The following is a 20263-nucleotide window of genomic DNA, read 5'->3' on the forward strand; positions in this document are numbered from 1 at the left end:
GTTGGACAGACTAACAAATATTTTAACGACAGCATTTGAAAAAGGTGCATCAGATATCCATCTAACAGTCGGCTCAGTACCGGTGTTTCGTGTTGATGGTCAATTAATCGCACATAATGATACGGTGATTAAGCCAGAAGATACTAAAATAATGGCCCGTTCAATTTTAACTGATGAACTTTGGGAACGACTACAGAGGGAACGAGAAGTCGATTTGTCGCATGGCATTCCAGGTGTATCACGCTTTAGAGTGAACATTTTTCATCAGCGTAATAACCTATCAATAGCATTTCGTGTGATTCCAAGAAATATTCCCCAACTTGAGGAACTGAAATTACCTGAAGTTTTGAAGGACATCGCTAAAAAACCACACGGACTTGTATTAGTGACTGGACCAACTGGAAGTGGTAAAAGTACGACTTTAGCATCTATGATAGATTATATGAATCGTACGATGAGCCGTCATATCATTACGTTAGAAGATCCAATTGAGTATTTGCATAAGCATAATAAATCGATCATTGATCAACGAGAAATTGGTTTTGATACAACTTCATTCCAACTAGGTTTAAGAGCATGTTTAAGACAAGATCCAGATGTGATTTTAGTTGGTGAGATGCGAGATTTAGAAACGATTTCAACTGCGATTACAGCGGCAGAGACAGGACACCTTGTGCTTGGAACTCTCCATACACAAGATGCTTCATCAACGATGGATCGAATTATCGATGTTTTTCCATCTCATCAAAAGGATCAAATTCGAATTTTGCTTGCAAATGTACTTGAGGCGATTATTTCTCAACGCTTGTTCCCGTTAGCGCAAGAAAGTGGTCGTATCGCGAGTACAGAAATACTAATTAATAATTCAGCGATTAAGAACTTGATTCGAAATGAGAAAATGCACCAAATCCCTAATATATTGCAAACATCGAAGGAACATGGAATGCACACAATGGAAATGGATATCCGTCAGAAAGTTGCTGAAGGATTGATTAGTCAAAAGCATGCAGAACCATATTTAACTAAACCATACTAAAATGAGGTGAAATCAATGCCTTTATATGCTTATCAAGCACGGACAATGGATGGAAAGTTGACAAAAGGGAAAGTTAAAAGTAATAGCGAACAAGAAGCACTATCAGAGCTTCAACAGTTGGATCTGCTTGTTTATCAAATAAAAAAACTTAACCCCATTCTATATGGCGAAATTTATATTGGAAATCCGGTAAAGAATAAAGATTTTGTGATCTTTTTACGACAATTTGCAACGTTAGTAGATGCAGGGATTTCCTTAGTAGACTCGATGGAAATTTTAGCAGAGCAATCAAATAGTAAACCACTTCAAAATGCTTTATTAGAAACTAGAGACGATTTAAGAGAAGGTATCGCACTATCTAATGCACTAGCAAAACATAGTAAGATCTTCCCCGAATTGTTGATTAGTATGATCAATGCTGGAGAGGTAAGTGGCCGGCTTGATGAAATTTTAGATCGCATGGCTAACTATTATGAAAAACAACACCAATTAAAGAAGAAAATAGAGACTGCGCTAACTTATCCAATTGTTATTGGTGTGTTTGCAATGCTAATTTCAATGATCCTACTTACATTTATTGTGCCAGTATTTACGGATATGTTTTTGTCATTTGATCAAGAGATACCAGCATATACAGCTTTTGTACTAAAGATTAGTGGCTTTTTCCAACGTTATTGGTGGTTGATTCTTTTAGTTATAACCGCAGTTGTTGGAACTATTGGATTGCTTAATAAACAAGAAAAGTTTGCTTACTATTTTGATCATATTAAGTTTAAAATCCCGATTTTCGGTTCGTTTATTCAAAAAGCAGTTCTAGCTAGAATGACACAAACATTAAGCTCATTATTAAATAGTTCTGTGCCGATTATTCAGTCGACAGAAATTACAGAAAGAGTGATTACGAATCGCGTTGTAAAAAGAGTATTGCAAAATTGTAAAGTGGCTTTAGAAGAGGGAGAGTCGTTAGCTAAACCAATGGTAGAGCATTGGGTATTCCCGAAGCTGATTACACAAATGATCGCAGTAGGAGAAGCTACCGGTGCACTTGATGAAATGTTATTAAAAGTCTCTGACTTTTACGAACAGGAACTTGATGAAGCATCAGAAAAGCTCAAAGCATTAATTGAACCAGTAATGATTGTCTTTCTATCATTTATCGTTGGTGCGATAGTTTTAGCTGTTGTTATCCCGATGTTTTCATTATTCCAATCATTCTAAATATTATCTATTATTTTCAAAAAAATGCTAGACTTTTTGAAATGATATAGTATAATAATGATAAATATTTCAGAAACGATGAGAATTCATCTTAATTTGGGCACTTTGATGGATTTGAGTTAGTAGTGCAACCGGCTGACATCATAAAGGTTATTTATGTTGTGAGTCTTTTTTTTACATATAAGACCTTTATGTTTTGCACTAATATACAAAAAATTATCAAGGAGGAACAAAGCAATGATCAAAAAGATGATTAAAGAAGAAAAAGGTTTTACGTTAGTTGAGTTACTTGCAGTTATCGTTATTTTAGGTATCATCGTAGCAATCGCGATACCGGCGATTGGGAATGTGATTAATAAAGCTGGTGATGAGGCTGACAAAGCAGAAATTTCAATGATTGTTGATGCAGCAAGACTTTACGAGGTTCAAAATGGTGAATTAACGGAAACAGGAGTTACTGTCAAAAAACTTATTGATGAAAAATATATTGATGAAAGACAAGGAGATTTAAAAGATTTACATGATAAAGTAGTATCAAGACGTGCATCAGATGGAGTAATGTTATTTGATGGAAAAGAAGTTGGTGCTGAAGAAACCGGTGGTGAAGGTTAATTCAATATTTCTAATTTTAATGGTGATTTAACACTATTGACAATTAATTTACAATCGAGACTCCTCCCCGTGAGGGGTCTCTCGTTATATAAGGAGCTTGTTATGGAAATCGCTTATTATAGTTTGTTTTTCATCTTAGGAACGGTCTTTGGCTCATTTTTCAATGTAGTCGGTTTAAGAGGTCCGAAGGGTGAGCGCTTTACCAATGATCGCTCATATTGTCCGAATTGTGAGAAACAATTACAATGGTATGAATTAATTCCGGTCGTGTCTTATATATTATTAAAAGGTAAATGTCGCAGCTGTCAGATAAAGATTAGGAAGCTCTATCCAACGATTGAGCTGTTGACAGGTTTGTTTTTTGCGATCAGTTACTGGCGCTTCCAACTTAGCTTAAATTTATTACTTGCGCTCATTGTTGTGTCATTGGCAATGATTATTGTGGTTACCGACATTACATATTCAATTATTCCTAATAAAGTTCTGTTGTTTTTCTTGCCTATCCTTGTGATCATGCGAATCATCTTGCCGTTAGATCCATGGTGGTCACCGATATTAGGAAGTATCGTCGGCTTTGGTTTATTATTACTTATCATCGTTGTAAGTAAAGGTGGCATGGGTGCTGGTGATATGAAATATTTTGGTTTATTAGGAATTGTTTTCGGTTTTCCACAAATTTTATTAGTTTTTTTCTTATCAACGCTATACGGTGCTGTCGTAAGTGGACTTTTGTTGTTAATGAAGAAAGTCTCAAGAAAATCCCGGGTACCTTTTGGTCCATATATCAGTTTTTCGGCAATAACAGTCATCTATTTTGGTGAACAGATTATTAATTGGTATTTATCATTATTTAGTTAGAATTCTATCGATACTAGAGGATGAAGAATATGAGCTTATTTAACAAAGAACAGGTATTCGTCTTGTTTACAGAACGGACAATTCGCTATTTGACTTGGTCAGGTCGTCAGATGAGTCAAAATGCGGATTATGGTGAATTTATTTTAGATTCATTAATTATTGAAGATGGCCGAATCATTAATTTAGACTTGCTTAAGTCAATGTTAATAAAATTAATTGAGCAGAAGAAATGGAAACGTAGGAAAATATCATTTATTGTTCCAGACAATTTTGTCACGATGCGACAAGAATCAATTCCCAAACAGCTAACAAATGAAGAAGTAGCCGCTTATATTAAACTTCATATGGAGGGAAGTATTCGGCTACCGTTTAAAGATCCATATTTAGATTATCACCTCCTTTCTGAAGGTGAGGAGACTAATCAAATTATGTTATTTGCTTATCCTTCTGAACACCTAAAACCATTTGATCAATTATTTGAGGAAATTGGTTTACAGTCACACGTAGCTGATATTTCTTATTTAAGTACTTACAGAGCATATTTACAAGCAGATTTAGCTACTAGAGATGAGCATTTATTAATGGTCCAATGGAATAAATATGACTTAACGTTGACTGTCTTTCATCAACATATTCCAATGTTTTCACGTCATATTTATTTTTCAAATGCACCAAAAGATTGGCGGAAAGATGAAGAGAGTAAGCAGTTAGAATGGCAATCTAATCTCGTTACATTACCAGAGTTTGTTGAGGAGCAGATGATTCCAATTGAACGGTTCATGGACTTTTACAGATATTCTGTTATGAATGATGAAGGCCAAATAAATCAACTGCTTTTAACAGGAGATTTTCCAAATCATGCATTAATAGAGCAATCCCTATCAAATCGATTTGATCTACCAGTTAAGAAAATTGCTTTACCTCATGATCTGCCGACCAAATTTTGTTCGCTTTACGGGTTAGGATTGAGAGGTGAACGATTTGAATTATAATGGTGATCGTTCTTTGATTGTGAGGTTAAACCAATGATTGAAATTAACTTTTTTGAACGCAAAAAGAAAAATTATAGCCCATTAATTTTAGTCGCTATATTTATTGTTGGCTTATTAGTAATCGGTGCATATGTACTGATAATGAATAGTAACTTACAAAGCCAATATCAAGACAATATATCAAAAATTAATCAACAGCAATCGCTTGTTAGTGAATTAAAACTAAATCAAATACTTTCAAAGCAAGTAAATGAATTAACAAATAAATATGAACAATTAGATAAAAATCAATATCCAACTCCATTTCTCTATGAAACTATTAGAGATTTACTACCACAATCTGATGGTCTTTATCTGTATGATTATACTTTTTCAATTGATGGGGGACTTACCTTATCAGTTCAATTGACCGGATTAGACCAAGTGACTGAATTGACACGGAATTTAACCGAATTAGCTTTTGTCACTTCAGTTGATTTGCAGACGGTAGACTTAGTTAATCAAAATGAGTCACTTTATATAGCAAACATTGAAATAGGGATTGATCGTGATCAGTTAAGTGAGGTGACGCAGAATGATTAAATGGAATCGCACTTACACGCTATTATCAATTCTGATCGTCTTGTTCTTAATTCTGATTTGGTATTATAGCCAGCTCTACTTACTTGAGCCAGCTAGAGAGTCGATCCGCGATTCAGAGGTAACTTTAGCAGAGCATCAAGTGTTACTTGATTTAGCGGATTTAGGCAAATTATCAATTGAGTCGATTGAAAGAGAAGCTGATTTAATTCGCGTCAATCTTCCAACAGAGAAGAATCTCGATCAAATTATTGTCACACTTCAAGAAATTGAACGTGAAACTGGTGTCATCCTTGACTTGGTCAATTTATCAGATTCAGAATTAAAAACGGACCTAGATTATTACCCTGATGAAATCAGTGCTGTTCGCTATCAAATTGATTTCACTGCAGAAACCTTTGCAGAGTTCGAAGCATTTTTACTGGCGTTAAATGATCAGGAACGTGCAGTGGAGATTGATGAGTTGAAAGTCCAACAAACATCGACAGAAGCTGTATCAGGATCTGTTGCAATTCGTTTCTTTTATGATGATGGTGTCAAGATTAATTAAACAATTAGATAATTTCCCGATAAGTAACCGGCTCTTGTTGTCAAGAGTCGGCTTTTTTTTCACTCCTTTCATGCTAGAGTAGAAAAAGATTAACTAGATTGGAGTGAGAGAATTGGATTCGAAATATCAAATAACATATCGACGTTCAGATGATCAAGAAAAAGAGAGTAGTGCTTATCAAGAAACAGCAGCAAGTGTTACCAAATTAGAGACATATCAATATGGACAAAGCTCATCAAAATATAATCGAGAACGCAAGCGATGGTGGACAAAGTTTATCCTCACAGTTAGTTCTGCCGTCTTAGTTGGTACTGTGTTCGGTTTGATTCTAGTATCAATTTTTCGTCAACAAGGTGAAGGTCAAATAGTTCCAGATGATTTATTTCAGCCTAATCAGGATCAAGCGGTGATCACTGATGTTGATGAAGAAGGTGAAGATAGTGATGATATTGAAACTGATGTAGGTCGTTTATCAGCCTTCGTCATTCAAGCGGGCGCATTTCAAAGTTTGGAGCAAGCAAAAATAGCTCAGGAGAACTTTTTGCTTGAAAAGTATCCTTCTGTTATTTGGGAAACTGACACAGACTATCGTGTATTTTTAGCAGCCTATCCGACCAAAGAAATCGCCAAGCAAGTCGGAGAGCAGTTTATTGATGGTGGATTTGATGTCTATGCACGCGATTGGCAATCTGATTCAGTATCTGTTAGTCAAAACGAAGCAGAATGGCTCAATCAGTTTAAGTCTTTATGGCAAGATTCTTTAGCTGGTTATTCGGATTCAATCAAACAGGAATGGCTTGAATGGTTCAATGTTGAAGAAAAACAATTATCAGAGGAGCTTAACGATTTTTGTCAGCAGGTCAAAGCAGTGCTAGCTGAATTTAATGAGAGAAGTCGTCCATATGATTTATTAGTGTTGTGGTACCATTATCAACAACTGGCCACGTAATATGAAAAAAGTTCTGAACGATTGTTAAAGGACGCTATTTTTCACGTCGATTTTATCGTTTAATGATTGAAAAGCTTAAAATCCTATTGAAACTACATTTGTTTCATAAAAAAGGGACAGTTGTCTGAATATACAAAACATATACAATAGAGGTGAATACTGTTTGAAAGGGGGTCTTTGATGACAAAACTTCATGTCAAAATGAAGGATATCCCAAAGCACGATCGTCCACGAGAACGACTAATGAAGTATGGTGCTACGGCTCTATCAAATCAAGAATTGCTAGCAATTATTATCGGGAGTGGGACAAGAAAGGAGAGTGTTCAAGATTTAGCAAGACGTGTCTACTCTCATTTTGAAGGATTAGAATTGTTACGCGAAGCTTCATTAGAAGAACTAATGACGATTAAAGGTATTGGGATGGTAAAGGCAGTCGGAATTTTAGCAGCAATTGAGTTAGGTAATCGGATTAATCAATTTAAAGTACCTGAACGCTATGTGATTCGCTCACCGAAGGATGGGGCTGATTACGTCATGGAAGAATTACGCTTGCAGAAGCAGGAGCACTTTGTAGCGTTATTTTTAAATACGAAAAATCAAATCATCCATCGGCAAACGATTTTTATCGGGTCTTTAAACGCATCTATCGTCCATCCTCGGGAAATCTTCCGTGAAGCGGTTAAACGCTCAGCTGCCTCAATTATTTGTGTGCATAATCACCCTTCTGGCGTGCGCCTACACAGTAGTTAATTGAAGTGGCAATAATGCTTAGGATTCCTTATAAGATTCTATGACCAGCATCTTACTTCTAGCGGAAACGTGACTGAAGGAAAATAGCATGATGTGATTGGTCAAGTGATGTATGGTTAAAGCTAGACTGCTTGAATTCTAGACTGATGCTTTTAGGGTGGAATCATGTTAATCATGATGAATAAGATAAAAGTGATACGCCAGATTGCTTTTATAATAAGGCTTATTCAGCAATCCTTAAGTAAAGGAAAAAGTCGAACGGAAAACCTAACCATCACGTATCTTCACTTAACTAAAGGTAGGGATTACCTAAGTCGTATTATACTTACGATATGGTAACGGAGTCCCCATAGTACTCAACGTTTGCAGTAATGTGTTTAGCATGGGGAAGGGGGACAGGTTGGCAATATGAGACTTGATCAAGGTGTTATGAATATGACAACTAAACCTTTAAAACAATTAGCAATAATGAAAGATCGAATCTCTAGTAAGCGCGTAATTAAAGACTGTTATAAGCTCTTAAAATACGAACAGACCTGGTTTCTAGCTTGTAACAGGCTTGGTTACACAAAGGAACAGGTTTTAGCGACACAATTAGCTCTAAAGTTGAATAAGTCAACATCTCAGTGGTTTAGCCAATTAGCTAATGCAGATTTAGAGATTATTAGTGAGACTTGTCTGTTCTTACTTGACGAGATTTTTAGTACAGATCAAATACCACCTCAAATACAATTAACATCAATTGATCAAATCAACGAGATTAAGCAGCAATTTCACAAAGTTAATTGGATGATAACGATTGAGACATTTCATATTGATCGATCTGAACTTAAAAAATTACTGAATTTATTAATTGATGATTTGCGTTTTAATGGTTTACTTTCCTCTGTAATAGACTGGCTTCAACAACATGATAATCCTCGTTTTCAACAATTCGCAAGGGAAATTTTCCTCTCATTTTATCTAACCAATCTCAAAGAGCGAAATAAAGATCTGCCAATGATCTATGAAGAGCAGAAGCTGCATATCGGATTTTCCACAACTAAGCAGCATATTAATCACCTTTATCAACAACTATGTTCTAGTTTAAAAAATAACGATAACTGTTACTTCAAACATTTCTCACATCCACTCATTTTAAATAACTATCAAATTAAACAAGATAAAAATATGAAAAGTCTACGTATTGAAGTACCTCAACAGCGACTGATCGAATATGCAAAGCTGTTTCAATATGGAGATTTTCATAATCAAGTGCCGAAAGCGAGAGGAGGATTAGTTCATCGATCGGTATTTGAGATTCACTCAGTTTATCAAGCAGAATTAAATCAAATAGCACGTAAATACCGCTATGCAGACAATTTTTCTTGTTTAGGTCAATTGGCTTATTTTGCACAATTAAGTTTTGTTAAAACGATCGCTCTTAAATATAGTTGTACGATGAGACAAGCGAAAGTAAGAATTAACGAGCTTAAATTGCCTCGCTTACGCATCCAAAGGAGGAAGGACAAATAACTTGTTCAAGTGATTATTGACAACTGGCGAGCCGTATACATCGAAATGGTGTACGTACGGTTCTGAGGGAGGTTAGCGGTTGTAACATCAAGATAGCCGACCCTACGATCCATCTCCATCCCAAGAAGATATCCATGTTACAAAAAGACTTGCTGATTGTGGGAGAATGATTGGCATCGAACTTTTGGATCACTTAATTATTGGTGATCATCGATTTGTCTCATTAAAGGAAAAAGGATACGTCTAACACTATCTATTTCTGACTAATTCTCGTATAATTAAATATGCAAGTAATGACAACTAGCGCCTTACGCTAAGAATATTTCTTGCGTAAGGTGCTTCTTATTATGGTAAACTTATAGAGAATTTAAAATTTCCACTCGTAATTTTTAAAAATCTGTTTAATATAATTATTTTGGTTTTTTGACGTTTAGGTTGTTTTTTAGTTATCTCGTGAGCGTGGTCAATAAAGTGTATTGATTCTATCTTAGAGAGGACGATTAGAGTGGCGAATTTTAGTTTAAGTCAGGATTTAGGAATTGATTTAGGAACAGCAAATACACTGATTTATCTAAAAGGTAAAGGTATTGTTGTGAAAGAACCAACTGTTGTCGCGATTAATAATCGCAGTAAAAAAATTGAAGCAGTTGGAAGTAATGCACGTCAGATGATTGGTCGATCTCCAGGTAATATTACAGTAGTTCGTCCAATGCAAGGTGGCGTGATCGCAGATTATGATACGACTGCTATTATGATGAAGTATTATCTTAAGTTAGCCCAGCAGTATCGCTCTATATTCGCTGGTAAAGTAAATGTGATGATCTGTGTACCATCAGGTATTACAATGGTAGAAGAACGTGCAGTTATTGATGCGGCTAAGCAAGCGGGGGCAAAGCATGCGTATTCTATTACAGAACCATTTGCAGCAGCGATTGGTGCTGGACTACCAGTTTGGGAGCCTACTGGTAGCTTAATTGTCGATATTGGTGGCGGAACGACTGAAGTTGCTGTTCTTTCAATGGGTGGTATCGTAACAAGTACATCGGTAAGAATCGCTGGCGATAATATGGATGATGCGATTATTCAATATGTTAGGAAAAAATATAGCTTGATGATTGGTGATCGAACTGCCGAAGAAGTAAAGATTCAGTTAGGATCGGCTAATGGCCATGCAACCTTACCTGAACTAGATGTTCGTGGACGTGATTTATTAACTGGTTTACCTAAGACAGTTATCATGACACCTGATGAGGTTACAGAGGCATTATTAGATACGATTCACGCAATTATTAAAGCAATTAAGGATGCTTTAGAAAAAACACCACCAGAACTTGCTGGCGATGTAATGGAACGTGGAATTTTACTATCAGGTGGAGGGGCGTTATTACAAGGTTTAGATAAATTGATTGCTGAAGAAACAAACTTGCCAACATTTGTTGCAGAAAACCCACTTGATAATGTTGTGATTGGAACTGGCAAAGCCCTTGAGTATATCGATCAATTTAAATCACATGCTAATCATTCATCTGATTTTTAGTTTTAATTTATTGGAGGATTTGTGATGTCTTTTTTTCGAAGAAAGCGTTTATTTTCGATTTTATTAGCATTAATCATTTTAGTCGGCTTAATAGGTTTTTCGTTAGTTGATCGAGACCAAAAGACGACTATTGAAGAATTTTTACAGGATACTTTCGGTTGGGCCCAAAGTATTGTTTTAAAACCGATTAATTATGTGACTGATATTGTTTCAAATATCGACGATATGAAAAATATGTACGAAGAAAACCAAGTATTAAAGGAAAATTTAGCACAATATCAAAAAGTTTTATATGAGGTACAAGAGCTTAGAAAAGAAAATGATGAATTAATGGCAATTGTTGAAAAAACCGAAAGTATTCGAGACTATACACCCATTCATGCTACTGTCATTGCAAGAAGTCCAGAAGAGTGGTTTAAACAAGTGACGATTAATAAAGGTAAGCAAGATGGTGTAAGAAAAGATATGGCGGTCATTACTGCAGAAGGTATGATCGGGAAGATTCAATCAGCTTCTCAGTTTACATCTAGTGTTCTATTGTTAAATGGTTTTGATCGTTCAAATCGAATTGCTGTTAATGTAAAATTACCAGATAGCGAAGAAACTGCACGTGGATTTATTCTCGGTTATCACGAGGAGAAAGAACAGTTGTTACTAGAATTCACTGAATACTATGATGAAATACCTGAAGGAGAATTTGTCTTTTCTTCAGGACTTGGTGGTGTTTTTCCAGATGGATTAGAAATTGGTCAAATTAAAGAGGTTACTACTGACCAATATGGTTTAACTCAAATAGCTTACGTTGAGCCGTCTGCAAATATGAACGACCTACGTCATGTTATCATAGTAGACAGAGATATTGAGTCAATTTTGGATGTAGATGAAGGAGAGGCGGATGATTAATGTCTAGAATATACATCCCGCTAATACTCATATTACTCATTATTTTACAAGGAGCGACAGCTAATTTTATTCCTAATAGTGCTTTGGAAGCGGGTTTGATCATAGTTATTCATGCGGTATTTCTATTTTTAGTCATGATTAAGCTCTACTATGATCTAGAAACAACATACTATGCTCTGTTAGGCGCTGTTTTTTCAGGGCTTATTATTGATATTATTTATACCGATATAATAGGTGTATATATGTTTTCTTATGCATTGATGATTTATTTTGTACATGGGATGCGTAAATGGCTACAATCAAATTTTTATGTCGCTTCTTTATTAACATTAATTAGTGTAAGTTTAGTTGATTTTTTACTATATTTACTATATTACTTCATTGACGTTACTCAAATGGAAATCAGCGAATATTTCAAATTCCGCATGTTTCCAACTTTAGCTATAAATCTGGTTTTGTTTTTTATCTTTTATTTGTTTTTCAGAAAAGTACTTATCAGATGGTCTAACGATCGATTTGAGGGAGAGAATTCTACGAGTAATTAGCATTTGATAGATTTAATAGAATAGGAGGAGCAAACTTGATGGGGAAAAATCAACATATTATAATTAAAGGAACACGAGACGGCTTGACCCTTTATCTTGATGATTCCTGTTCTTTTGATTACTTAATCAACGAACTTGATCAGATTCTCGCGCAAGATGAGTTAGATACTGAAGATTCATTAATTCGAATCAATATTCAATTAGGTAATCGTTACTTACATAAAGAGCAAGAAGAAATTTTACGTGAACTCATTCGGAAGAAGAAAAAGTTAGTCGTTCAAACCATTGAATCAAATGTTATTCTTAAAGAGGATGCAATTAAATGGAAAGAGGAAAATGAAGTTCGTATCATCGCTCGAACGATTCGTTCTGGACAAGAGGTGAGCATCACAGGTGATTTACTTTTAGTTGGTGATGTAAACCCAGGTGGTACGGTTAAAGCGACTGGGAACATCTTTATCCTAGGTAGTCTACAAGGGATTGCGCATGCTGGTTACAACGGAAATTTACAGGCTGTTATTATGGCTTCCTACATGAATCCTGTCCAACTTAGAATTGCAAATTTATATAGCCGCTCACCTGATTACGAAACAGAGGGTGTATATATGGAATGTGGTTATGTTGATGATTCAAATAAAATTATGATTGATCGACTACAAGTCGTAGCGAAGAAAAGACCTGAATTAAATGGGTTTGAGAGGAGTGTTTTAAATGGCTGAGGCTATTGTTATTACATCTGGAAAAGGTGGCGTTGGAAAAACGACAACTACAGCTAATTTAGGAACAGCACTTGCGCTGATGGATAAAAAAGTTTGTTTACTAGATACAGATATTGGCTTGAGAAATTTAGATGTTGTGATGGGGTTAGAGAATCGGATAATTTATGACATCATTGATGTTTCATTGGGTAGATGTAAATTAAAACAAGCGTTAATTAAAGATAAACGCTTTGACTATCTTTATTTATTACCTGCTGCTCAAACAAGTGATAAAAATGATTTAACACCAGAGGCGATGATTGATATTATTGCTGAGTTAAAGCAGGAGTTCGATTACATATTAATCGATAGCCCCGCTGGAATTGAGCAAGGCTATAAAAATGCTGTTGCAGGCGCTGATCATGCAATTGTTGTGACAACACCTGAAAAATCAAGTGTTCGTGATGCTGATCGAATTATTGGTCTTTTAGAGCAAGAAGATATTGAACCACCAAAATTAGTCGTTAACCGGATTCGTAACCATATGATGAAGACAGGTGACATGCTTTCAGTGGACGAAATCATCCAAGTATTGGCGATTGATTTGTTAGGTATTGTTGCTGATGATGATGAAGTCATTAAAGCATCAAATCATGGTGAGCCTGTTGCATTCCAACCGAATACAACAGCGTCTATTTCATATCGTAATATTGCGCGCCGAATTCTAGGTGAATCGGTACCACTACAATCATTTGAAGAAGAAAAAGGCATGTTCGCGAAAATGAAGAAATTTTTCGGTGGCGGCCGCTAAATATTTTATACAGAACTAAAAAACACAGAATCTAGCTGCAAAGTTAATTCTGTGTTCTTTTGATTTATGGGAAAAATATCTATATTAGAAGTTGAAATGGACTGATTGATTTAACTCATAATTTTCACTCACATGAATAAACTTGTACAAATGTGCTAATGAAGGTTGTGAGTCATGATGAAACGAAATATTGATGAAGTTAGACGATCTTTAGCAAAGCGGAAAGCTGAAAAATTAAGACGAATCCAGAATCGCCCCGCTAGTCGATCTGTTAATCCGGCGCCGGCAACAGCAAATCCAAAACATCCACTAACAGAACAATCAACGCCTCTGTTTGTTAAACAATTGATTGCTTCGGGAATCATCTTCTTGGTCGTGCTATTTTTTAACCATTTCGCGACACCAGAAAGTAATGTCCGACAATGGGTGATGGGACAGATGCGTGAAGATTTTCCATTTGCAACTGTTAACGTATGGTATCAAGAGCAATTTGGATCGCCATTGGGATTTTTTATGGATGAATACCGACCACCGGTATCGAACCATGATGTGCTTCCTGTAAATGGTGTAATCAATTCATCATATGACCTAAACGGGAAAGGCGTTATGATCGAAGCGATTGATCAGCCTGAAGTCTTTGCGATCGAACAAGGTACAGTTATTTTTGCTGGAAATGATGCTCAAACGAAAAAAACAGTTGTGATTCAACATCCTGATCGGACAAAGTCGACATATGGATTTTTAGAAGACATTGAAGTAAGGCCGTATCAATTTGTCCAAGCTAGTCAATTAATAGGGATAACATCTAGTGAATTGCCTGTATATTTTTCGATTCAAAAAGGTCAGGAATATCTAGACCCAATTGAGGTTATTTCAATTAATGGGCAAAATTAACGATCGTTTTATATATATACATCCGACATTTTGGTTTATTGTTGTTCTTTCGATATTGACAGGGATGTTCTATCACATTTTAATTATTTTTATTATTGTCACTTGGCATGAACTTGGACATTTTTTTATGGCGAAGTCTTTTAATTGGGAAATTAGACGAATTACACTTTGGATATTCGGTGGTGTAATGGAAACTGATGAACATTTAAACAAGCCATTAAATGAACAATTTCTCGTTACAATCGCAGGCCCAGTTCAACACCTATTGATTTTTCTTATTATATTATTATTAAAACAGACAACTCTTCTACTTCCAGAGCATCTAGCATTTGCTTATCAATATAATCTATTGATTTTATTCTTCAATTTTTTACCGATTTGGCCACTTGATGGTGGTAAGTTATTGAGTTTTATTTTTCATATTGTATCTCCATTTAAACGAGCACATCAATATACATTAATTTTTTCCTTTATGAGTATCTTTATCTTTCTGATTTGTATGATTAAATGGAGTCAAGCATTAGTTAACGTAGCTGTATTGATTACTTTCCTATTCTGGGAAAATAAATTAGAATGGAAACGGAGACTATATGTATATCAACGCTTTTTACTCGCTCGAATGAATCAACATATTAAAGAGAAAAAAATGCAGCCACTACTGTTTTTAAGTCACGTTAAACTAAAATCAGTATTTGAGCATTTTTATTTAAATAAATTTCATCCAATTTTAATTCGAGACAAGCAAATCATAACAAGTGAACTAGACTGTCTAAACTATTATTTTAATCAAGGTCAGTATCATGCAACGCTATCTGACTTAACGCAGCAAACAAAGAAATGAGGACTAAAGAATGCTCGATCTAATTTTACTAACAAAAACAACAGAAAAAATTGGTCTTGTACAAAACAAACATGACATTTTAGAGTTAGCGATCGATCGGCCAGATCAATCACAACAATTGGGTTCAATTTTTTTAGGAAAAGTGGTCACAGTTGACCAAAGCTTGCAAGCTGTGTTTGTCGATATTGGACAAGCTCAGCTTGCTTATTTAGAGAAGAAAGAAATTCCGCAATTTCGTAAAGATCAGACACAATCCATTGAATCTTTGTTATATGAAGGACAATCGATCATAGTGCAGATTATTAAAGATGCTTATCAAGACAAAGGTGCACGTCTAACGATGAATATCACGATAGCAAATCACGCCCTCGTCTATTTACCATACGGAAATTATCTAGCTGTATCAAAAAAACTAAAACAAACACAAGCAGATCATTTAAAGGAGCAGCTCGCACCTATATGTGAAGCGGAAGAGGGGCTTGTCATTCGTACTGCTGCTGAACAATATTCGATTGATCAGCTTGCTGATCAGATTAGTCAGCTAAGATTATTTTGGCAAACTTTATTAACAAAAGCAGATAAACAGCGTCCACCTCAAATGATTTATGAAGATCATCTCATTACAGATCGGTTGATTAGAAAATTTTCCTTTGAGCAAATTAATCAAATTTATGTTGATCAAGCTGTAATTGCCAATCAGATTAAAGCCCGTTATCCTGAACTCGAACATAAAATAAGCTGGGAAAAACAGATAGACTCAATTTTACATATGCCTGTCGACGCACTTTTTCAGTCTATTATTCAAAGTGAGGTCGTTTGTGATTCAGGCGTTACTTTAGTTATTGATCACACTGAAGCGTTAACTGTGATCGATGTGAATTCATCAGGATTTACAGGAAAGATGAATCAGTATAATTTTTCTTATAAAGTAAATCAGATTGCTTTGAAGGAGATTGTTAAGCAAATCCGCTTAAGAAATATTTCAGGTATGATTGTCGTCGATTTTTTACGTATGAAAGATAGGAAATCTCAGCAGTCAATCGTTCAACAGTTTAAGCAAGCGGTTAATGTTGATCCAGTTCGGACTCAAATTTACGGTTTTACTGATTTGGGGTTATTTGAGCTAACGAGGAAACGTGAAGCACCTCCACATGCCTTAAGTTTATCGAAGCGATTAATTGAGCTTAGAGATTTTACGCTCGAGAGTAAAGTTTATCAGTTGGAGCGCAAGCTGATTGCCACAACTGATGAAGCTGTGCTTGTAGAGGTAACAAGAGAGTTTCGAAAAATGTGGGATCAATTGATCGACAGCAAAATCTTTAGTCAGCACGTACAAACAGAGGTGAATTTTTTAGAATCTAAAGGGGTTAAAGATTATCATATTAAGCGCTCTGGATCGTCTGAATTGATCAACGAATTTATCTATGAAAATAAAAAACTTAAAGTTGACAAGCTGAATTAGAACGTGGTATTATCTTAATGTTATACAAGGCAAGTAGCACCCGATGCTACAACCGCACAGAACAGGTTTTAAGCGAAAGTCCGCACCTGTGATGGCGAGTCTTAGTTACTTTAGGGAGGTGCAATATATGTACGCAATTATTGAAACTGGTGGAAAACAACTTCGTGTTGAGGAAGGCCAAGAAATCTACGTAGAAAAATTGGCTGCTGAAGCTGGCGATTCTGTAACTTTTGACAAAGTTCTTTTTGTAGGTGGTGACGATGTTAAAGTTGGTGCACCATTTGTTGAAGGAGCAACAGTTACAGGTAAAGTTGAAAAACAAGGTCGTCAGAAGAAAATTACTGTTTATAAGTTCAAACGTCGTAAGAACTATAGCCGTAAGCAAGGTCACCGTCAGCCTTACACAAAAGTGACAATTGAAAAAATCAACGCATAAGGTTGATTCTAATGATTAAAGTTAAAATTAATCGAAACGATTCTGGAAATATTACTGCTTATGAACTGAGCGGGCATGCCAATAGCGGACCTTATGGTTATGATTTGGTCTGTGCAGCTGTTTCCGCGGTTGCCTTTGGTATGACAAACGCAGTGATTAAGTTAACTGAGATCGAGCCTATAATTGATCAAGGCGGTCAAGGTGGTTATTTAAAAGTCGTTCTTCCTGATAATATAACAGATCAAGCGCTTGAAAAAGCAGGTCTATTACTTGAAGGAATGTTAACAAGCTTACAAACCATTGAACGTGATTATGGTCAATATATATCCATCTCTGAAAAATAGGGAGGTGCAATTCAATGTTACGTTTAGATTTACAATTCTTCGCATCTAAAAAAGGTGCAGGTAGTACGAGAAACGGTCGTGACTCTCATGCTAAGCGTTTAGGCGCAAAACGTGCTGATGGTCAAGTCGTTACAGGTGGATCTATCCTTTATCGCCAACGTGGAACTAAAGTTTACCCTGGTGCTAACGTAGGTCGTGGTGGGGATGATACATTGTATGCAAAAACTGATGGTATCGTACGTTTTGAGCGTGTAGGACGTAATCGTAAGCGTGTAAGTGTATACCCAGTTGCACAAGAAGCATAAAACAATAAATAAAAGCTTATCTTAAAATGATGAATTTTTAAGATAAGCTTTTTTTGATGGAAAATATATTAATCTTTAACGTTTGATCTAAAAAAGAGCTCAAAGGTTAAGGATAAAGCAGTAATCATAAACGTTTGATCTAAAAAAGAGCTCAAAGGTTAAGGATAAAGCAGTAATCATAAACGTTTGATCTAAAAAAGTGCTCAAAGGTTAAAGATAATGCGGTAATCTTTAACGTTTAAGCCAAAAAAGTGCCAAAAGGTTGAAGATACGCCTATAATCTTAAACGTTTGGTTCGAAAAAGTACTCAAATGTTAAAGATATACCCGTAATCATAAACGTTTTGTCCGAAAAATGTCCCAAAGGTTGAAGATACCGCGTTAATCATTAACGTTTGAGCCAGAAAAGTGCCCAAATGTTGAAGATACCGCATTAATCTTAAACGTTTGGCCCAAAATGTTTCCCAAAGGTTGAAGATTTTCGCTACTCAATATCTACTACTTAGAATTTTGCTCATAGAATTGACACGATTAAATTAATTTTTACGAAAGATGAATTGTTTGTTATAATTTTCTTATTATAACGTAGGTGGTGCGGAAAATGAATGAGCGCGAAGCCATTGATTTGTTAAAACATTATCGACATCGGTACGCAAACTTTTTGCAATTAATCATTAGTTACGCTCAACTTGGGAAACTAGATGTTGTTCAGGAAAAAGCAGCAGATTTAATTAAGATTATGGGAGAGGATCAGAGATTTCACAATTTACCATTGCCGAAAACAATTGTTACGATACTGCAATTAAATAGTGAAAAATCCGGTTTAGAATGGACGCCTATTGTTGATTGTGAAAAGAGTCCAATCACAGATGATCAACAAGTATCTGAAATAATCAATGAAATTCATCAACACATCAATGAACAAACAATGAATTTATCAGTTTATCATGGTACAATAACATTTCAACAAAAGAAATCAGAACCGTTTAAACTATTGTTCGTTTGTGAAGGTAATTTTCAGGAGAAAAATCAAACGATAGCAGCTTTAGAAAAAATCGATCGAATTGAGATAGAAGAAGCAACAAATGAAAAATTAAGTTTTAATTGGACTGCACATGAATAAAGAGGTGGCAATATGTTTGTAGATCAGGTAAAAGTATACGTAAAAGCCGGAGACGGCGGGAATGGACTAGTTTCATTCCGAAGAGAGAAGTATATACCATTTGGTGGACCATCTGGTGGGGATGGTGGAAATGGAGCCGATATTATTTTTGAAGTTGATGAAGGATTAAATACATTGATGGATTTCCGTTATCAGCGCCATTTTAAAGCAAAACGTGGTGAGAATGGTATGAGTAAGGGTAAGCATGGTAAAAATGCTGAACCGATGATTTTGTCAGTTCCACCGGGGACAGTTGTTAAAGATGAAGCAACAGGTGAGTTTTTAGCAGACTTAACTGAGCATGGCCAAAGAGCATTAATTGCTAAAGGTGGCCGAGGTGGACGTGGAAATATTCGATTTGCTAGTGCAAAAAATCCTGCACCTGACATTGCTGAAAACGGTGAACCAGGTGTTGAGCGTGATATTATTATCGAACTGAAGTTAATTGCTGACGTTGGTTTAGTTGGTTTTCCAAGTGTAGGAAAGTCAACATTATTATCTGTTGTTAGTGCTGCGCGCCCTAAAATTGCCGATTATCACTTTACAACATTGGTACCAAATTTAGGTGTTGTCGAAACCGAGGATAATCGAAGCTTTGTTATGGCTGACTTACCTGGATTAATTGAAGGGGCCCATGCTGGTGTTGGGTTAGGGCATCAATTTTTACGTCACGTTGAACGGACTCGAGTTGTTGTTCATGTAATTGATATGGCTGCAACAGAGGGGCGTGATCCTTATGAAGATTATTTAGCGATCAATGAAGAATTAAGGGCTTACGATCCATCGATATTAGAACGACCGCAAATTATTGTGGCAAATAAGATGGACATGCCAGATGCACAAGAACATTTAGAAAGATTTAAGGAACAACTTAACGATTCACATCCGATTTTCCCAATTTCCGCATTTACGAGAGAAGGATTACGTGATTTGTTATTTGCAATTGCTGATCAGCTTGAACAAATTCCGAAAAATACTGAACCAATTGAAGAAATTTCAGAGCACGTTGTCTATAAGCATCAAGAAGAACAAGCTCCGTTTGAAATTACACGTGATCCAGATGGTACGTTTGTGTTATACGGTGAAAAAATTGAAAAGCTATTTAAGATGACAAACTTCGACCATGAAGAGTCAATTCAAAGATTTTCAAGACAACTACGTACAATGGGTGTCGATCAGGCCTTACGTGAGCGTGGTGCTAAAGATGGGGATACGGTAAGATTGTTGGAATATGAGTTTGAATTTATTGACTAGGTTCGTTCTGTTG

23 protein-coding genes, 1 pseudogene, 1 riboswitch and 1 other annotated feature are annotated in these 20263 nt (G+C 35.8%); all 24 genes and pseudogenes read left to right on the forward strand.

What is annotated here, in order from left to right:
* Position 1 precedes the first annotated feature (1 nt).
* The 24 genes and pseudogenes from AXY_RS05200 (at position 2) to obgE (ending at position 20250) form a co-directional block, all read left to right on the forward strand.
* Positions 2–1036 (forward strand): type IV pilus twitching motility protein PilT, encoded by a 1035-nt coding sequence (locus AXY_RS05200; protein WP_015009741.1) that lies wholly within the window; start codon positions 2–4, stop codon positions 1034–1036.
* Positions 1037–1051: 15 nt separating this feature from the next.
* On the forward strand, positions 1052–2254 hold the full coding sequence (locus AXY_RS05205; RefSeq protein WP_015009742.1) for a type II secretion system F family protein: 1203 nt from the start codon (positions 1052–1054) through the stop codon (positions 2252–2254).
* A gap of 62 nt (positions 2255–2316) precedes the next feature.
* Positions 2317–2400: riboswitch (cyclic di-GMP riboswitch) on the forward strand.
* A gap of 91 nt (positions 2401–2491) precedes the next feature.
* Positions 2492–2866, forward strand: a complete 375-nt coding sequence (locus tag AXY_RS05210; protein WP_015009743.1) for a competence type IV pilus major pilin ComGC — start codon at positions 2492–2494, stop codon at positions 2864–2866.
* A gap of 102 nt (positions 2867–2968) precedes the next feature.
* Positions 2969–3724 carry a prepilin peptidase gene (locus AXY_RS05215; protein ID WP_015009744.1) on the forward strand — a complete coding sequence of 252 codons (756 nt, stop codon included), beginning with the start codon at positions 2969–2971 and terminating at the stop codon, positions 3722–3724.
* A gap of 29 nt (positions 3725–3753) precedes the next feature.
* Positions 3754–4716, forward strand: coding sequence for a type IV pilus biogenesis protein PilM (gene pilM, locus AXY_RS05220; RefSeq protein ID WP_015009745.1), 963 nt, complete (start codon positions 3754–3756; stop codon positions 4714–4716).
* Between the two features lie 33 nt (positions 4717–4749).
* On the forward strand, positions 4750–5298 hold the full coding sequence (locus AXY_RS05225; RefSeq protein WP_015009746.1) for a PilN domain-containing protein: 549 nt from the start codon (positions 4750–4752) through the stop codon (positions 5296–5298).
* Positions 5291–5845, forward strand: a complete 555-nt coding sequence (locus AXY_RS05230; RefSeq protein WP_015009747.1) for a hypothetical protein — start codon at positions 5291–5293, stop codon at positions 5843–5845. The genes AXY_RS05225 and AXY_RS05230 overlap by 8 nt, the downstream gene beginning before the upstream one ends.
* A gap of 112 nt (positions 5846–5957) precedes the next feature.
* A complete protein-coding gene (locus tag AXY_RS05235; protein ID WP_041450111.1) occupies positions 5958–6794 on the forward strand; it encodes an SPOR domain-containing protein in 837 nt (278 codons plus the stop codon).
* 180 nt (positions 6795–6974) lie between these two features.
* A complete protein-coding gene (radC, locus tag AXY_RS05240) occupies positions 6975–7544 on the forward strand; it encodes a RadC family protein (RefSeq protein WP_015009749.1) in 570 nt (189 codons plus the stop codon).
* A gap of 408 nt (positions 7545–7952) precedes the next feature.
* Positions 7953–9059, forward strand: coding sequence for a group II intron reverse transcriptase/maturase (locus AXY_RS05245; protein ID WP_041450112.1), 1107 nt, complete (start codon positions 7953–7955; stop codon positions 9057–9059).
* Positions 9060–9165: 106 nt separating this feature from the next.
* A pseudogene (locus AXY_RS12555) lies at positions 9166–9306 on the forward strand (JAB domain-containing protein); the annotation flags it as partial.
* Positions 9307–9564: 258 nt separating this feature from the next.
* Complete coding sequence (gene mreB, locus AXY_RS05250) at positions 9565–10596, forward strand: rod shape-determining protein (RefSeq protein WP_015009752.1); 1032 nt, start codon at positions 9565–9567, stop codon at positions 10594–10596.
* A gap of 24 nt (positions 10597–10620) precedes the next feature.
* A complete protein-coding gene (gene mreC / locus AXY_RS05255) occupies positions 10621–11499 on the forward strand; it encodes a rod shape-determining protein MreC (protein ID WP_015009753.1) in 879 nt (292 codons plus the stop codon).
* Positions 11499–12044 (forward strand): rod shape-determining protein MreD, encoded by a 546-nt coding sequence (mreD, locus tag AXY_RS05260; RefSeq protein WP_015009754.1) that lies wholly within the window; start codon positions 11499–11501, stop codon positions 12042–12044. The genes mreC and mreD overlap by 1 nt, the downstream gene beginning before the upstream one ends.
* 38 nt (positions 12045–12082) lie before the next feature.
* Entirely contained in the window at positions 12083–12763 is a 681-nt protein-coding gene (gene minC / locus AXY_RS05265; protein ID WP_015009755.1) for a septum site-determining protein MinC, read from the forward strand.
* Positions 12756–13553 (forward strand): septum site-determining protein MinD, encoded by a 798-nt coding sequence (gene minD / locus AXY_RS05270; RefSeq protein WP_015009756.1) that lies wholly within the window; start codon positions 12756–12758, stop codon positions 13551–13553. The genes minC and minD overlap by 8 nt, the downstream gene beginning before the upstream one ends.
* A gap of 177 nt (positions 13554–13730) precedes the next feature.
* Positions 13731–14447 carry a M23 family metallopeptidase gene (locus AXY_RS05275; protein ID WP_015009757.1) on the forward strand — a complete coding sequence of 239 codons (717 nt, stop codon included), beginning with the start codon at positions 13731–13733 and terminating at the stop codon, positions 14445–14447.
* A 64-nt stretch (positions 14448–14511) separates the two neighbouring features.
* A complete protein-coding gene (locus tag AXY_RS05280; protein ID WP_231841380.1) occupies positions 14512–15288 on the forward strand; it encodes a site-2 protease family protein in 777 nt (258 codons plus the stop codon).
* Positions 15289–15298: 10 nt separating this feature from the next.
* Complete coding sequence (locus tag AXY_RS05285) at positions 15299–16750, forward strand: ribonuclease E/G (RefSeq protein ID WP_015009759.1); 1452 nt, start codon at positions 15299–15301, stop codon at positions 16748–16750.
* A 40-nt stretch (positions 16751–16790) separates the two neighbouring features.
* Positions 16791–16862, forward strand: a sequence feature (ribosomal protein L21 leader region).
* A gap of 15 nt (positions 16863–16877) precedes the next feature.
* Entirely contained in the window at positions 16878–17186 is a 309-nt protein-coding gene (gene rplU, locus AXY_RS05290) for a 50S ribosomal protein L21 (protein WP_015009760.1), read from the forward strand.
* An 11-nt stretch (positions 17187–17197) separates the two neighbouring features.
* Entirely contained in the window at positions 17198–17530 is a 333-nt protein-coding gene (locus AXY_RS05295) for a ribosomal-processing cysteine protease Prp (RefSeq protein ID WP_015009761.1), read from the forward strand.
* A 14-nt stretch (positions 17531–17544) separates the two neighbouring features.
* Positions 17545–17835 carry a 50S ribosomal protein L27 gene (gene rpmA, locus AXY_RS05300; protein WP_015009762.1) on the forward strand — a complete coding sequence of 97 codons (291 nt, stop codon included), beginning with the start codon at positions 17545–17547 and terminating at the stop codon, positions 17833–17835.
* A gap of 600 nt (positions 17836–18435) precedes the next feature.
* Positions 18436–18957 (forward strand): Spo0B domain-containing protein, encoded by a 522-nt coding sequence (locus AXY_RS05305; RefSeq protein ID WP_015009763.1) that lies wholly within the window; start codon positions 18436–18438, stop codon positions 18955–18957.
* Between the two features lie 12 nt (positions 18958–18969).
* Positions 18970–20250, forward strand: coding sequence for a GTPase ObgE (gene obgE / locus AXY_RS05310; protein ID WP_015009764.1), 1281 nt, complete (start codon positions 18970–18972; stop codon positions 20248–20250).
* Positions 20251–20263 lie beyond the last annotated feature (13 nt).

This window comes from Amphibacillus xylanus NBRC 15112, from assembly GCF_000307165.1.
GTDB classification, from domain to species: Bacteria; Bacillota; Bacilli; order Bacillales; family Amphibacillaceae; genus Amphibacillus; species Amphibacillus xylanus.